The 14578-nt window shown below is 58.8% G+C and carries 12 protein-coding genes; 6 read left to right on the forward strand and 6 right to left on the reverse strand.

Going from position 1 to position 14578, the window contains the following annotated elements:
- Positions 1-11: 11 nt before the first annotated feature.
- The 3 genes from AAFG50_RS27865 to AAFG50_RS27875 all read right to left on the reverse strand — a co-directional run bounded on the left by AAFG50_RS27865 (position 12) and on the right by AAFG50_RS27875 (position 5342).
- Positions 12-1808: an NAD(P)/FAD-dependent oxidoreductase gene (locus AAFG50_RS27865; protein ID WP_028176058.1), complete on the reverse strand. Its 1797-nt coding sequence runs from the start codon at positions 1806-1808 to the stop codon at positions 12-14.
- A gap of 317 nt (positions 1809-2125) precedes the next feature.
- Complete coding sequence (locus AAFG50_RS27870; RefSeq protein ID WP_028176057.1) at positions 2126-3466, reverse strand: adenylate/guanylate cyclase domain-containing protein; 1341 nt, start codon at positions 3464-3466, stop codon at positions 2126-2128.
- 676 nt (positions 3467-4142) lie between these two features.
- Complete coding sequence (locus AAFG50_RS27875; RefSeq protein ID WP_028176056.1) at positions 4143-5342, reverse strand: transglycosylase SLT domain-containing protein; 1200 nt, start codon at positions 5340-5342, stop codon at positions 4143-4145.
- Positions 5343-5633: 291 nt separating this feature from the next.
- Here AAFG50_RS27875 and AAFG50_RS27880 point away from each other — a divergent pair, with 291 nt between their 5' ends.
- Together AAFG50_RS27880 and AAFG50_RS27885 are read left to right on the forward strand one after the other, a co-directional pair.
- Entirely contained in the window at positions 5634-6785 is a 1152-nt protein-coding gene (locus AAFG50_RS27880; RefSeq protein ID WP_028176055.1) for a L,D-transpeptidase, read from the forward strand.
- A 1004-nt stretch (positions 6786-7789) separates the two neighbouring features.
- The gene (locus AAFG50_RS27885; protein WP_028176054.1) at positions 7790-8551 is read left to right on the forward strand and encodes a porin family protein; all 762 of its coding nucleotides are present in this window, start codon (positions 7790-7792) and stop codon (positions 8549-8551) included.
- Positions 8552-8722: 171 nt separating this feature from the next.
- Here the strand turns inward: AAFG50_RS27885 and AAFG50_RS27890 are convergent, their stop codons facing one another.
- From AAFG50_RS27890 to AAFG50_RS27900, 3 genes are all read right to left on the reverse strand, one after another.
- Positions 8723-9352, reverse strand: a complete 630-nt coding sequence (locus tag AAFG50_RS27890) for a helix-turn-helix domain-containing protein (protein ID WP_231166741.1) — start codon at positions 9350-9352, stop codon at positions 8723-8725.
- Positions 9353-9790: 438 nt separating this feature from the next.
- Positions 9791-10075 carry a hypothetical protein gene (locus AAFG50_RS27895; RefSeq protein WP_166466002.1) on the reverse strand — a complete coding sequence of 95 codons (285 nt, stop codon included), beginning with the start codon at positions 10073-10075 and terminating at the stop codon, positions 9791-9793.
- Positions 10072-10950, reverse strand: coding sequence for a hypothetical protein (locus AAFG50_RS27900; RefSeq protein WP_166466001.1), 879 nt, complete (start codon positions 10948-10950; stop codon positions 10072-10074). Before AAFG50_RS27900 ends, AAFG50_RS27895 begins: the two co-directional genes overlap by 4 nt.
- Before the next feature lie 1750 nt (positions 10951-12700).
- Here AAFG50_RS27900 and AAFG50_RS27905 point away from each other — a divergent pair.
- From AAFG50_RS27905 to AAFG50_RS27920, 4 genes are all read left to right on the forward strand, one after another.
- Complete coding sequence (locus AAFG50_RS27905) at positions 12701-12877, forward strand: hypothetical protein (protein ID WP_166466000.1); 177 nt, start codon at positions 12701-12703, stop codon at positions 12875-12877.
- A gap of 4 nt (positions 12878-12881) precedes the next feature.
- Entirely contained in the window at positions 12882-13523 is a 642-nt protein-coding gene (locus AAFG50_RS27910; protein ID WP_063789849.1) for a hypothetical protein, read from the forward strand.
- 87 nt (positions 13524-13610) lie between these two features.
- Positions 13611-13913, forward strand: coding sequence for a hypothetical protein (locus AAFG50_RS27915; protein WP_060910340.1), 303 nt, complete (start codon positions 13611-13613; stop codon positions 13911-13913).
- 216 nt (positions 13914-14129) lie between these two features.
- Positions 14130-14321, forward strand: coding sequence for a hypothetical protein (locus AAFG50_RS27920; RefSeq protein ID WP_011090426.1), 192 nt, complete (start codon positions 14130-14132; stop codon positions 14319-14321).
- The last annotated feature ends 257 nt before the right edge of the window (positions 14322-14578 follow it).

Genomic DNA, 14578 nt, shown 5'->3' on the forward strand with positions numbered 1-14578 from the left:
GCTACGAAGCTTTATGCCTTGTGATGAACGGGCTGCAGGCCATAGACCGGGGTCGGAACGCCCTCATAGCGAGCTTTCAACTGTAGGGACAGGAATTGCGAGTAGTGACGCGACTGGTGCAGGTTACCGCCGTGGAACCATAACCCTTCCTGCTGCGTCGGCTTCCACATGTTGCGCTGTTCGCCTTCCCATGGGCCGGGATCCTTGGTGGTATTCGAGCCTAGTCCCCAGACCTTGCCGACCTTGTCGGCCATGTCCCGGCTGATCAGGTCGGCGACAAAGCCGTTCATCGAACTGTAGCCGGTGGCGTAGACGATCACATCGGCGGGCAGCTCCTTCCCGTCGTAGAGTCTGACACCATTGGGCGTGATTTCCTCGACCTGGCCTGCGACCAACTTGACCTTTCCGTCGATGATGAGCTGCGAGGCGCCAACGTCGATGTAGTAGCCCGAGCCGCGACGCAAGTACTTCATGAACAGACCGGAATCGTCGTCGCCGAAGTCGAGCCGAAAACCGGCTCTCGTCAACCCTGCATAGAAATCGGCGTCATCCTGGCGGATCTTGTCATAAACCGGCTTCTGCAACTGATGCAGGATCTTGTAGGGCAGCGAAGCGAAGATCAGATCGGCCTTGGCTGTCGTCATTCCACCGCGGACCGCGCGCTCTGAATAGAGGTCCGCGATGGATGCCATCAGCGAATCCGAGCGCACGATATGGGTGGTCGAGCGCTGCACCATGGTCACGTCGACGCCGGCCTCGTACAGCGCGGCGCAGATGTCATGTGCCGAATTGTTCGAGCCGATCACGACGACCTTCTTGCCCTTGTAGCGATCGGGACCTGGGTGGCGCGAGGAATGGTGCTGTTCACCCTTGAAGGTGTCCATACCCTTGAATTGCGGCATGTTCGGCTTGGCGGACATGCCGGTCGCGAAAACCAGCTGCTTCGGCTTGAGCGTAATCTCCTTGCCATCGCGCTCGACGACAACCGTCCATTCCTTTTTGGCGTCGTCCCAGTCAGCGTGTTTGGCCGTGGTGCCGGTCCAGTAGTTCAGCTCCATGACCTTGGTGTACATCTCCAGCCAGTCGCCGATCTTGTCCTTGGGCGAAAACACCGGCCAGTTCTTCGGAAAGTCGATGTACGGCAAATGATCGTACCAGACCGGATCATGCAGGCAGAGCGACTTGTAGCGGTTGCGCCAGGAGTCGCCGGGACGGGCGTTCTTCTCGACGATGATGGTGGGCACGCCGAGCTGGCGCAACCGCGCGCCGAGTGCGATGCCACCCTGACCGCCGCCGATGATGAGCACGTACGGCTGCGTCTTAAGGCCGAGCTGCTCGGTTTCCTCGTCCCGCAATTCCTTCCATGTTTTGGCGCCGGGATTGACGCCATGGCGGGCACCAAGCGGCCGGGTGAAGCCCGCCTTTTCCTCGTGACCTTTCAGTTCGACCATCGTCGTCAAAAGCGTCCAGATCTGGCCGTTCTGGAGACGGACTAGACCGTAGCCGCGCGCGACCTCGGTCTCGAACGTGATCCAGCATTCGATTACGCCGTCGGCTTCAGTAGCGCTTTCCGCGTCGGCTATTTTCCAATTGCGTGGCTTTGCTTGTGCCAAGCAGGAGTTGAGCATCTCGCGGATCTGATCGCGACCTTCCATGGTCTTGATGTTCCAGGTGAAGGCAACGAGGTCGCGCCAGTAGCACTCGGGTGCGAACATCGCTACGGCGGCGTCCAGGTCGCCCGCCACAAGCGCCGCTTCGAATTTGTCGAGAAAGGCCTGGATGCGCGCGTTAAGCGTGGTGTCGAGCATCATTTCCTCCCAAGAAGCTTTTTGATCTTTCCGCAATTGTTGCAAGCTTATCCGAACGATCGGCCGAAACCAGACTCGCGCGGATCAACTTTTTCGCAGCGCTTCTGATCGGATAGCGGCACCTTGCCGCGGTGCGTCAGTCCGCAAATTGCTCATGTTTCGTGGTCGCTTTGCCGAAAATTTGTCAGCAAGCGGATGATAGGACCCACTCTTTTGCGAACTGCCGGTCCGACCGAATGTCCGCTTTGCGCGAGGACCCGCCATCCGGCCAAGTCGCTTGTTGACCCGAAGCAGGTGCTTTCCGCAACCGACAAGGCCTAACGTGCACATTCTTGAACTGCGAAAAGCCGCCAGCGGCCGGGGACGCCCTTGAGAGTATGAGAACCCCGGTCCGAGCATTCTACTCTTGAGCCAGCGATCAGGTCCTTCACGGTGCTGGAAAGAAGTATCTCGCCAGGATCAGCGCGGGCTGCCACGCGCGCACCGATGTGCACAGCGATGCCAGCCACGTCGTCGCCTTCAATTACGCACTCGCCAGTATGAATACCGCAGCGGATCGCCAACCCCAAACTGCCAACCACGTCCCTGACCGCGCGCGCGCATTTGATCGCGCGCGCCGGGCCGTCGAAGGTTGCGAACACACCATCGCCGGCAGTGTTCACGACGCGACCGCCGAGACGCGCGACTTCCTTGCTAACGAGCTGATGATAGTTGTCGACCAGGTCGCGCCAACGTGAGTCTCCGATCTCCGTGGCGCGCTGGGTCGACTGGACAACATCAATGAAGAGGACCGTTGCGAGAACGCGGTCCGCCTCCAACATCGGAGTTTCGCCCGTCAGAAATTCTTGGATCTCTGCAAGCAGCGAATCGGCATCGCCGATCCAGAGCATGTGATCGTCGCCGGGCAGCTCGACGAACTTTGCACCCGGGATCTGCCCGGCCATGTAGCGAGCGCCCTCGCAAGGCTGCAATCGATCGCCTCTCCTGTGGAGGATCAAGGTAGGCACCCTGATCGTCGGAAGGATCGCGCGAATGTCGACCTCGACATTCATCCGATAGAGCGTGATGCCGGCGCCTGGGCTGGCGGCTATGCGCATGAACTGGGCCCACCATTGACGCACCCGTTCGTCATTGGCAGCACTGGGGGCCAGCGTCTTGAGGCCGATCGGTGTTCCCCAATGCTTTTCGTAAGCATTGAAGGCGGCTTCGTGCTGCTCACGTGTGGGGCCCCACGGATAGTCGTCGGTGCGAATCCACTTGGCGTAAGCGCCGTACATGATCAGTGCGGCGGTGCGCCCGGGATAGGTCGCGGCAAACAGCGTCGAAAGCGGCCCCCCCTCAGAGATGCCGAAGATGACGGCGCGATTTGAACCTGCTGCGTCCATGACCGCGCGGATATCATCCATCCGCATTTCGAGGGTGGGCAGCGCGCTCTCCGCGACGCGGTCCGACAGGCCCGTGCCGCGCTTGTCAAAGACGATGAGGCGACTGAAAGAGGCCAAACGGTTGAGGAACCTGGCTAATGCGGGATCTTCCCATTGGTACTCAAGATGAGAAATCCAGCCATGAACCAGCACCAAGTCGATGGGCCCATCACCAACGACTTGGTAGGCGATGTGAACGTCGCCGCTCTTGGCGTAGTGGGTTGCAGGGACCATAGCCTGGTACCCGTCGGATTACGTCATTGTCGCCCACGACAACTACACTGCGCAAGTCCACGGCGGAGGATCAATGCGTCAATACGGCTTCCCTGATGCGCCTGCCCAAGATCAATCAGGCTTCGCCTTCTGGTCCTTAGCCGTTGTCGACTATCTCGCCAGATGTCCGCTTCGCGTCCACGAGCGGATTCGCAAGTGAGATGTTATGAAAGAAGTCGGTCGATGGCCGACGTCCCTTTTGATGCGTTTAGCGGATCTGAAAACATTTGGGTCGCACGTCAGCGATGGGCCAGAAGGGAGGGCCGCTCTTGGGCGCAAAGCGGACACAAGGCGAGATCTGCATGTCGCCGAAGGGCCGATAGTGTTGCAAAAGTCGAAAGCTGAACGACGCCGAAAATCTCGCAAAAGCTGATTTTAGCCAGCTCCACCACTGCAATGCTCCGTAGCGCCCATACGAAGCTCCGTGGTCGTTTTTGTGGGAAACGATGTGGTCCCTCATATCGCCGCGTGCGAAGCGCAAGCAGACATCGGCACCTGATCGATCACCTCGCTAGCGCGCAGCAGGAACGACCCGAGCGCGTCGTTGACGACGTAAAGTGCATCCGCGCGACCAGCGGCGGTGAGGCCCCGCTCGGCCCGCGGGTGCGGCAACTCCTGCCAAACACTCAACGGAAATTTACTGGTGCGCCCGCTCGGCATCGGCGGTGGCGGTGGTCATGTATTTCGAATAGAAATGAGCAACCCGCTCGCGCCACATTCCGACGAACGCCTCCGACGTTAGCTTCTCCACCGATTTCCACGCCTCTTTGACGGCCGGAAGCGTATTGCGCCAGATCGCGCGCCTGCACCATTTTTCGCCCTTCTCCCTGCCTTCGCTGGTGGCGCACATCGATTTCCAGGCTATGCGCTTGGGTTGGCTGAGGTGCTCCGCGGCGCCCTCCCAGCCCTGCTGATGGATCAGGTAGAGATCGTTCAAGTCCGGCTCCCTGTGCGTCACCCACTGAAACAGAATGCCTTCGATGATGACCTTGTAGGCTGCCGCAACGGCATTATCGCGGGGATTGAGAATGTCTCCGGAGCCGAATTTGCCGAACTCGTATTTGCTCAGCTGGAACAGTCCGATATACGACCCGGTGCGTTGCTTGGGGTCGAAACCGGACTCGACCTTAGCCACCGCCTTCATGAAAGTGAAATCCAGACCGAAAGCGTCGGACGCGCGTTTGATCTCTTCCACCGGCGTTCCGACCGGGATGTCCTTGAACGAACGCAAGACGATCGCAGCCGGCTTCTCGGCAGGCGGCAGTTCGGACCAGACATAACAAATGAGATACCGAAAATCCTGCGGCCCCGAGTTGGAGGAACCGCCGGATGCACCACACCTTGTCGGCGCCGGTTGGGCGACATCACGGTGGCCCAAGCCCACCGATTCCTGCACAGGCGGTAAATCGGCCGACAGCATCTGCGACGGATCGGGCAACGCGACGATCGATTCCGGCTTATCCGATACCGCCGTCGTGTCGGTGGTCGTCCCTGCCGCGGGTTCGGCGGCCGTCGCCACTTCGGTGCTAGCGACAGTGGCGTTCGCGACAACGGTGTTTGCGACAACGGCGTTGGCCATTGCGATTGCCTGCGGTTCATCCGCGAGCCGAGCGGTGGCGGCGAGAGATGCTGCGCGGTCCTCGATTGGCACTGCGCGGGCGTTCTCGGTGCCGGCCGAACCGAAGCCAGCCAGCCAGCCAACGATCCCCCCCGCGAGAACGACCGTCCCGCAAAACGTTGGCGCCACTATCGCAAATCGCCGCGGGTTCATGATGCCGTCGCCTCCATAGGCTCCGCCGGAGCCGTGTAGAAAAGCCAAGCATGCGAAGAGGCTCATTCTTGGGATCAATGTGGGTCGCGCAATGGCGCAAACGGCCGCTCGTCAATTTCTCCAAAACATGTTGCCCGATTGCAACGCGCCGATCACAAGCAATTGCGCCCGTCTCAACGGCAACTCCCACCGTAATTGTGAGTACGGTCCTATTTTCGACCCACTGCGACCAGATTTGAAGGAGAGGCTTGGCGCGCTGGTCGGGATGACGCATCAGGCGTCGGCTTCGCGCATCGTTTCGAAACGATGGAATCGTGCCTATTGGACCGGGCGATGTTCGCTCAGGGATTACGAGCAATGCAGCGCGCGATAACAACGGCTGTATTCGCCATCTTCATGCTCCCTGCGGGGATCGTACACGCTCAATTTCTGTTTGAACCCCAACACACGTTCTGGCCGGGCCAATACGCTCACAAGCACCACCACCGGCAGACAAACTCTGAAACCGCGCCCGAGCCCCTTCCGAAGGGCCCGCTCCAGATCATCATCTCAATAGCAGACCAACGAGTCTCGCTTTTTGACAACGGCGCCCTGATTGCACGCTCTTCGGTGTCCACGGGAATGGAGGGGCATCCTACGCCCCTCGGCGTGTTCAGCGTTATCAGCAAACAACGATGGCACCGTTCAAATATTTATAGCGCCGCACCCATGCCCTACATGCAACGCATCACCTGGTCAGGGATAGCGTTGCACGCCGGTGTCGTGCCTGGGCATCCGGCGTCACACGGCTGCATCCGTTTGAAGAATGATTTTGCCGTTCGACTCTGGCATCTCACGAAGCGCGGCACGCGCGTGATCATTGCGCACGGTGATGTCCAGCCGGTCGAGATAACCAATCCGCATCTTTTTCAAGCGAAAGCCGCGTCCGCTTCGTCGGAATTCCAGACTGCCACCGTCGCAACCAAGAGCATCGGTACAGCCGCAGCAACGCAGGGATCACTGGTGTCAAACGCGGAGACTCCGGAAGCCGCCAGTCTCCAGGTGCCGGGCTCGGTTCCCGCTGCAAGCGCGCCAAAAAAAATCGTCCCAATCTCCATCTTCGTCAGTCGTAAGTTGAGCAAGCTGTTCGTGCGTCAGGGATTCACGCCGTTGTTTGATGTCCCGGTCAAGATCGAAAATTCGGAGGAGCCGCTGGGAACACACGTGTTTACCGCAATGGAATTCCAGAACGAGGGAACGGCTATTCGCTGGACCGTCGTGTCGATTCCGGACGAATTTCCTCGCATCGAGGGTGCCACGAAAGGGCGCGAGGCGCCCGTGAAGCAAACCGCCCTATCGGTACCGTCGCCCGATCAGGCCAACGCTGTCCTCAACCGCATCGAAATACCTCAGGATACGGTTGAGAGGATCTCTAAACTTCTGACGCCGGCCTCTTCATTGATTATTTCCGACAACGGATTTAGCCATGAGACCGGAAAAGACACGGATTTCATCGTGGTAACGCATTGATGCGGCGACGCAACCCACCAACAAACGACGCCGCTGCGCAACCCGTTGGAATTGTTCGACCGCAATTCTGGTGCAAAATTCTTGATGTCCGCACCTAAGCCAAAACGGCGCGAGGTCCGTTCTGGGTCACGAGCGACAAACCTCACGTTGAGCACAACGAGTCCGCTCTTGCCTCGGTCGCCGACATGCGAGCGGACATGAACTTCTGTCGCTAAGGGCCATAAGCCGACCTGCCAGGGGGCAGGGAATGCTCCGATGAGCGGCAGTGGTGGCATGGCAGACACGATCGAACCGGCTGGGCGTTACCAGCGGCACTTGGTCACCTAGCAGGCTCACCGTCGATCAGGCGAAGGGGGCGGCCCCGGTTGGCTTCGCTGGCAGCGGATGCCAAAAACTCATTTAGCAGGTGTCGTTTGATCCTGATCGGTTCACGCTCGCCTTGGGAAGCGAGTAAGAGAACGCGCTCGGCAACTTCCACCGCAGATCGCTGCTGCTGACGAGTGAATGACGGACTGGAAAGAACGTCGTCTAGAACGTCGCGGAGCATATGTACTGTTACCGTGTCGTAAGTCATGCGCCGAATACCCCGCTCGTCGAAACAAGATGCGTCGTAGTGATGGCGCAAGCGAAAGGAAGTGAAGCGTCGCCGGGCTCGAAATAAGCGTCCCGGCAGCGCTTATTCTCTAACTGAGCGCTGAAATCCCAGTCGTCCTGCATTGTGCAATGGTCATGCCACAGGCTTGTGACGCCGGTTCGCGCCGGGGTTCCATGCGACAGTCGAACGGCGACCGGAAGCCCCGATCGCGATCTACAGTCCCGTAATATGCACGTTGACGTGCATTTGGTTCCCAGCAAGTTCTTAATATATATAAAGAATTTCCGCTAGATATCTGCGCCGAGTGTTGCAGCTTAGCTACATCAACCTTCAGGCGAACGGGATAGCGTTGATTCCTCAGGTGGGCGTCGTGCCTTTTTTGAACTTCTTTCTGGGGAGATTTCTCGTAATGAAAAAGCTTCTGATTGCCGCGGCCGGGATGATGGCCGTGGGTCTATCCGCCCCTGCGTCGGCGGCTGATCTGGCGGCCCGTCCCTACACCAAGGCGCCGCCCCCGGTGGTCGCGCCGATCTATGACTGGACGGGATTCTACATCGGTGCCAACGGCGGTTGGGGCCAAAGCCACAGTTGCGTGGATTTCGTAACTGCCCTTGGAACGGTCGCGAGCGGGTGCGGTGATCGGTCGGGAGGCGTCGTCGGCGGGCAAATTGGATATCGCTGGCAAACCAGTCAGTTTGTGTTCGGATTGGAAGCCCAAGGCGATTGGGCCGACCTCAAGAACACGCGGGTGAGCCTGTTCAATCCGACGCTCTCAACCACGGCAAAGACTGACGCCATCGGTCTGTTCACCGGGCAACTCGGTTGGGCTTGGAATTCGGCGCTGCTCTATGTGAAGGGCGGTGCGGCTGTGACCAGCAATCGCTTGACTATATTCGACAACACCACCGGGATCGGTCTGGTCTCGGCAGATAATACGCGCTGGGGCGGTACCTTGGGTGTCGGCTTTGAGTATGGCTTCACGCCCAACTGGTCGGTCGGTGTTGAGTACGACCACCTGTGGATGGGGCACGCAAATAACTCCTTCTCCGTGGTCGATCCGCGCCTTGCGGCGGTACTCAACGACCGGATCAGCCAGGACGTGGACATGGTCACCGTTCGGTTCAACTATCGCTTTGGTGGTTACGGGGCTCCGATCGCGGCGAGATACTGATCGCTCCAGTCTGTGCAAACCAAAGCCCCGGCTCGCCGGGGCTTTTTTGCGGGCTATGAATTGCTAGCGTCTGAGGTGGGTCAAAATGCGAAGGACTCAACGTAAGCTCGGGTCTGCTATGCCCCGTTGAATGGACCTCAATGAGGCGTGTCGCCGCTTCGCTACCGGAAGTCAGGCGTCGAACTCCGCGAGAGCATGACGATCTAGCAATTCGATCCGCCGCTGAATGTTTCCGTCAAAGCGCAGCAGCGCTTCGTCTCGAAGTATGGAAAACGCGCGGGAGACGGTTTCCAAGGTGATGCCGAGATAGTCGGCGATGTCGCGGCGGTTCATTGGCAGCAACATCATCGCGGGATGTGCTAGCCGTTCATCCATTTCAAGAAGGAAGGCGGCAACTCTCTCCAGGGAAGTCTTCCGCCCCAGGAGAAGCATGTGATCTTCCGCGTGCTGCAGGTTTTGCGTAACAAAGCAAATGAGGTTTTTTGTGCTGACTACTCGATTTTGCATGGCATCGAGGATGCTGCCTCGCTTTATGATGCGAACGTGGGTTTCGACGAGAGCGTCAGCGCTAAACCGGTGCGCGACGCCATTCTCAAATCCGAACATGTCACCCTGGAGGTGGAACGCATTGATCTGGCGGCGACCATCTGGGAGCATCTTATACGTCCGCACCGCTCCGGAAGTAATCTGGTAGACGTATTCGGCGTGCCCCCCTTCGCCAAAAATCTCGATGCCCTTGCGATACTTGAACTCGCTGCAGAAGACGCGCTCGCCAGCGAGATCGGCGAGGTGCCCGTCAATAGGCTGGCGGGTGGCAGCGTTCGCATTGACTAGCACCGTTCAACCATCCCCATTTTGTAGCTTGGCAAGGAGTTGAGCATAGAGCAAATCCCCGAGATTGATCAGGCGCAAATTGGGGCGGACCTACGTAGTCAACCGGAGGCGGGTGCTTCTCTTGGCTGGCCGGAAAAATGCGTACAAAAGGAAGCCGCCAGCCCTTGGGGAAGCCAGCGGCTTTGGGGTGGGGTCGCGTAGTGGGGGCTACGCAACGTCTCCATTAGCTCTAGCGAAAGGATCGCATGTTGATCAGGATCAAGCTGGATATCGGGTGGAGTCGATGGACGCCCGCTATGGGTCAAAAGCGACCGTCTGGCGCTCGGCTACAAACTTCCGGTCTGCCCCTATGAACTGACATCCCGCTACACCGCGCCTACGGACGCGATGGGCCATATGCGGAAGTCACTGCTCCGGTAGCCCCGCTTTGCGCAACGCTCCTTCCACGTAAGCGCGCTGCTCCACGTAGGCAGGATCGTCCGACAGATCGGTGGCCCGGAATTTCGCAAGACTGGTGTAGTTCGGATTCAGGCGACCCGCCGCCGCGAGTGCCGCGCGGGCAGCCGCTATGTCGTCTTTGATAGCCATGATCGCGGCGTAGTAAAGTTGGCCATATGCCAGTCTCGGATTCGTCGCCACCGACCTGCTGAGCCAGGTTAGCGCCTCATCATCGCGCCTGAGCAGGATCATCGCGCGCCCCATTTCAAACTGCCACGTTCCAAGACCCGGGTCGCGTGGACTGAGTTCAATGGCCCGATCGAACAGCGGGATTGCGTCAAGAGATTTCCCGGTGAAGACAAACGTCTCGCCAAGAAAAGCGTCGTTGTCGCTATATTGCCGTTGATTTGCAGGGAGATCCTGTACTGCTCGGCGGCCTCTTTCTGCCGCTTCTGTGCCTGCAGGGCCCGGGCGCGCAACGCATGAGCGGCCGCATTATTCGGATCGAGCCCGACTGCTTGCTGCGAGAGCTCGTCGGCGCGACTTAAATCTCCTGCCGGGTCGGGGGATTGTCCATTGATCACCAGATTGGCTAGTGTCAGGGAAAGTCCTGTCATCGCCCTTAATGTATGCGGATCAATCTCAAGCGCATGCTCAAACAGGCGCCGAGCTTCCTCACGCGTCTCGGGCGTGGTCGGCTTGTACACGGCAGCCCATCCCTGCAAAGCAAGGTCCGACGCGGTAGGATTGGTCTGGTGCTCCAGTTCGATGCTGCGGGCCGCTAGAACAACCAGTTCCAATCCCAGAGTGCGGGCGATCCGGCCGGTTATGTCATCTTGCAATTCCAGATAGTTGCTCCGCAGACGATCGAAGCGGTCCGACCAGACATGGCCGCCAGTTTCAGTATCGATCAGCTGCGCATTGACTCGAACCTGATCGCCGACGCGCTGCACGCTACCTTCGAGCGCGAAGCGGACACCGAGTTCACGCCCGATCTGGCGGGCATCTATCGACTTGCCCTTGTAGGTGAACGCCGTGTTGCGCGCGATAACGAAGCTGCCCTGAATTCGCGAGAGATCTGTTGTCAGGCCGTCCGTGTGCGAAATAATCCTGTCCCGGATCGCCACTGAGGTTGATGAAGGGAAGCACGACAATGGATAAGCGCGGTGCTGTCCTGGATACTCGGGACGCCGCTTACGCGCCCTCTCGCGAGGGCCAAATCCGCCGTGCCGCTGTGCCTCGTGGTGGGGCGCTACCCGTAAATTTCCCAAGTGTTGGCGACTAGGCGCGCTGGTTAAGTGGTCGGCAGGTTCTGAGCGCCGTACCATGAAAGCACCGAAGCCAAAGCAATGGGCCGAGCAGGAAATCCGACGCTTGGTCAGGCTCGCCCGGCAGGGCGTTGGCGTATCGAAGATAGCCACCGAACTGGGCCGCCATGCGGGGTCGGTGAGGCGAATGGCGCGAACGATGGGAATACTATTGAAGAAGTAGCCGTCGTTCGACGCCTGATCCGTTGAATGCAGGGCGGCGGCCCTACAGCCCAAAACCGCGGCCAATCTCCCGCACAAGCCTGAACGCAGCGTCAGTATTTCGGCCGTAAAAGAGCGCCTGATCGAGCTGCGAAAGAATGCTCAGCCCAAATAGCGCGATAGCTATGCCTCTAAATATGGTTGTGGACCGGGTTGAACCATACAGCGAAAGTTCAAATCGGCCCCAGCCGCAGGTTGGGAGAAACAGCCGGGGCCGACATTCCCATTCCGTGTGCCGTAATCAGCGGTAATCGGCACGGCTCCCAGCAAGCCACAAGAAAGCTAATGAACTGTTTCGCTCGCCTCTGTTCGGGCGGACCAGCGCCGCTGCGTGCTCCCGTGTGTAGCGCAGCGGTGACACTCCGGGCCCGAGCCCCCATAACCTCAGCAGCCTGAACGGCAGGTTGTTCGGCTACGGGGCGAGGCTAATAACCTGGCGAAGCAAGCCGCGTCGATCTTGCGCAGGCGCGCATCGCTGCACCACCTAGCTGAAGGAGGTGCGTTGCCGCTGCGCGGCGCGTCGCGAGCTGGCCAAGCAGAACTCACATCGTTTGCAACAATATCATTCCGACGACGGTCACAAAGAAACTGATTGCCGTCACTGCGGCGAAGCACCGCTCTACGCTATCCATGAACGCAACCCCTGCCGAAAAAATTCAGTTCAGCGTTTTCCGTGATCTACTGCGATTCCAACCGCTGACTCGCTCGTACCCCGCCAGGAAATTTGAGATCTCCTTCCCTAGAACAGAACGCTCTGCAAAGAGTGAGAGCTAGCTGTGACCGTCAAGGGGACTTGGTACCGAAAGCGCTCATGCCGCCCTACTGTGGGCCGATTGCGTGGTGTTCGCATCATCTCCAATTGCTGGGAGCGGGAAGGCAGATGTGCATGACTGATCGCGCAGCGCATCATCGGCCAAATGCTCCCAAAACTCAGCTTCGGCGAGCAGTTTCCAACTTCGATCAGGGTGATGCGCAGCAGTCTGACGGCACAGCGATGCCATCGCGCGCAGGCGACTTAGAGTATCCACCTACTCCTCCCAATATCTTTGTTTTTTCCACCCTATTTTCTATTTTTGCGTCGGAGTCATTATGATTATGACGCAGAACCAATTTTTAGGTTTGCAAGCGCGATTCGGCTTTCGTTACGCCTCAAATCGCGTCCCGAAAACAACGGACGCAACCCGTGCTTCTTATTCGCGCTCAATTGTCGAGCGGCGCCAAAATGGTTGTCGAGTTTGCAGTGCAAAGGTCCTTGCCATAGCCCGTAATTCTACGGCGATGCGCATCCCTAACGTTTGGCGTCTACTTCAGATTGTTCTTATGACGATCTAATTTCAGACGAGGTCCCATGAGCGTCAAAGCCATGATGGCGACCATTCTCCAAGGCCAGATGACGTTGCGTGGTGTGAATTCGCTGTCGCCCTCCGACTACGAGCAGATCGTCGAACTGCTGATAGAGCGGCTTCGAGAGCTGGAGCTTAGCCTGGCGGCGCGAGAACTGACGGACAAGCACGAGCCGCAGTAGCGTAATGAACAACCAAGGCTGGCAGGGGACTTTCGACGATCCGATCCTACTGCCAGATGGCCGCAAGCTGATCACGCTGCACGACGCCGCCACCGTCATCACGAAGCTGCCGAAGCCCGAGCATGATGCTCCGGAATGGCAGGCCGCCATCGAGGCGCTGATGCTGGTGGTCGATCTCGGAGGCCCGACGATCTTCGCTCGCGTCGGCGTTGTGCGTGCGCTTAGCCGACATCAGAAGCCGTTCGTCAAGCCGCGCAAGAAGCGCGTGAGAGCGTACACGAATCGTCAGATGATGAAGCGGCCCTGGATTGTAAAACATCAACCGCGCCCGCAAGCACTTGTGCTGCGTGGGGCGCGGAGGTTGACGCTCGCTTTCTCTGGCCGCCAGGACGCTGGCACTGTCGGCGCTGACCCCGTCGGGCGCTGGCACTACCTGTTTGCCAGGCTAGCCGAACACCTGTCTGTGCTCGCATCGGAGGTGGAGCGGGCGATTGGCAAGCCTGCCGCCCAAGGCCGTAAAAGCCACACGGGCGACGATCTGCGGAGGCTGCCGCTGCATCTTCGCAAGTCCAATCTAGAACGCCTACTTGCGCGGCGCCCACGATCTGCGCCACGGGCAACTCGACAAGAACGCGCCTCTGCTTGAGTTACCTCCTAATGGTAGACGCCCGATCTACCGTTTGTTCGCAACGATTGGCATGATGCACGGACTGTACGCCGTGAGGTGAAGACAATGATCAATGACCGCCTCCTGCGGCCACCGCCGATGGCTCGCATCCGCAAGATCGGCATCATCGGAACCGCACTCCTCCTGCTTGGGCCGATGGCCGCTTCCACCGTTCTTGGAGCAGGAACGCGCATCTCTGAAGGCTTCGAGCCGTTCGAGAAATCAGCGAATGAGCGCATCGCCCAAGCCTTCGAGGACATTAGGGACCTCGCGCCCATCTCTGATGAGCTGAACACCGCGCTGGCGTCGCTGAGCCAGAGTGTGCAGGGCGCGCAGAAGCCGCCGGTTCAGGCTGAAGGCAATGAATGACCTGATCTGACTTCCTTCTGTGATGAGAGGCAATGCAGCTCGTAGTAACGCCGTGCCGTTTGAGGTGCCATTTCCGAGCATGGGACAGCAGGCACGTTTTCACCACGAGGTTGTCAAAATAATCCCTCTGCTTCCACGGAATGGGATACCTACGACGTCCAGTACCTCAACGCCGATCCCAAGTAATTGCGACCACGTCCGTCGGAGAGATCGACGATGACCGAAGAACGAATTGCTCGTTTACGTACCCATAGGAACAATATTGATCGATATCGGCGCCTGCTCGAAACTGAGTTAAGTGAGGCCGAACGGCACTACCTCGAAAGGCGGCTGTCCGAAGAACAATCCGCAATGGAAATGGACCTGAGCACGGTCGAGCCGCCGCCGATTATGGTCGGACCGAAATGACCACCTCAGATCGAGTACGACCTTTGGCGGGCGACGGCCCGACCACTGCGGAAATTGCTCGGCGTCTAGGGATAAGATACCAACATGCCTACAACATCCTGCACAATTCTGGCGCTGACAAATCCAATCGGCGGATCGGGGCGAGGCAAGTGGGTCTCCTCGCCATATACGCGCAGCGGCGACATTAAGGGAACGAGGGAAAGACGGCTACGTTCGACCACAACAAATGGCCCCGACGCTTTGCACGTCGGGGCCCT

It is taken from the genome of Bradyrhizobium sp. B039 (assembly GCF_038965675.1).
Taxonomy (GTDB): domain Bacteria; phylum Pseudomonadota; class Alphaproteobacteria; order Rhizobiales; family Xanthobacteraceae; genus Bradyrhizobium; species Bradyrhizobium diazoefficiens.

What these genes read in the sequence shown, in the direction of transcription:
- AAFG50_RS27865 (WP_028176058.1), bottom strand. Translation starts at nt 1,808, where the DNA reads ATGCTCGACACCACGCTTAACGCGCGCATCCAGGCCTTTCTCGACAAA.
- AAFG50_RS27870 (WP_028176057.1), bottom strand. Translation starts at nt 3,466, where the DNA reads ATGGTCCCTGCAACCCACTACGCCAAGAGCGGCGACGTTCACATCGCC.
- AAFG50_RS27875 (WP_028176056.1), bottom strand. Translation starts at nt 5,342, where the DNA reads ATGAGCCTCTTCGCATGCTTGGCTTTTCTACACGGCTCCGGCGGAGCC.
- AAFG50_RS27880 (WP_028176055.1), top strand. Translation starts at nt 5,634, where the DNA reads ATGCAGCGCGCGATAACAACGGCTGTATTCGCCATCTTCATGCTCCCT.
- AAFG50_RS27885 (WP_028176054.1), top strand. Translation starts at nt 7,790, where the DNA reads ATGAAAAAGCTTCTGATTGCCGCGGCCGGGATGATGGCCGTGGGTCTA.
- AAFG50_RS27895 (WP_166466002.1), bottom strand. Translation starts at nt 10,075, where the DNA reads ATGATCCTGCTCAGGCGCGATGATGAGGCGCTAACCTGGCTCAGCAGG.
- AAFG50_RS27905 (WP_166466000.1), top strand. Translation starts at nt 12,701, where the DNA reads ATGAGCGTCAAAGCCATGATGGCGACCATTCTCCAAGGCCAGATGACG.
- AAFG50_RS27910 (WP_063789849.1), top strand. Translation starts at nt 12,882, where the DNA reads ATGAACAACCAAGGCTGGCAGGGGACTTTCGACGATCCGATCCTACTG.
- AAFG50_RS27915 (WP_060910340.1), top strand. Translation starts at nt 13,611, where the DNA reads ATGATCAATGACCGCCTCCTGCGGCCACCGCCGATGGCTCGCATCCGC.
- AAFG50_RS27920 (WP_011090426.1), top strand. Translation starts at nt 14,130, where the DNA reads ATGACCGAAGAACGAATTGCTCGTTTACGTACCCATAGGAACAATATT.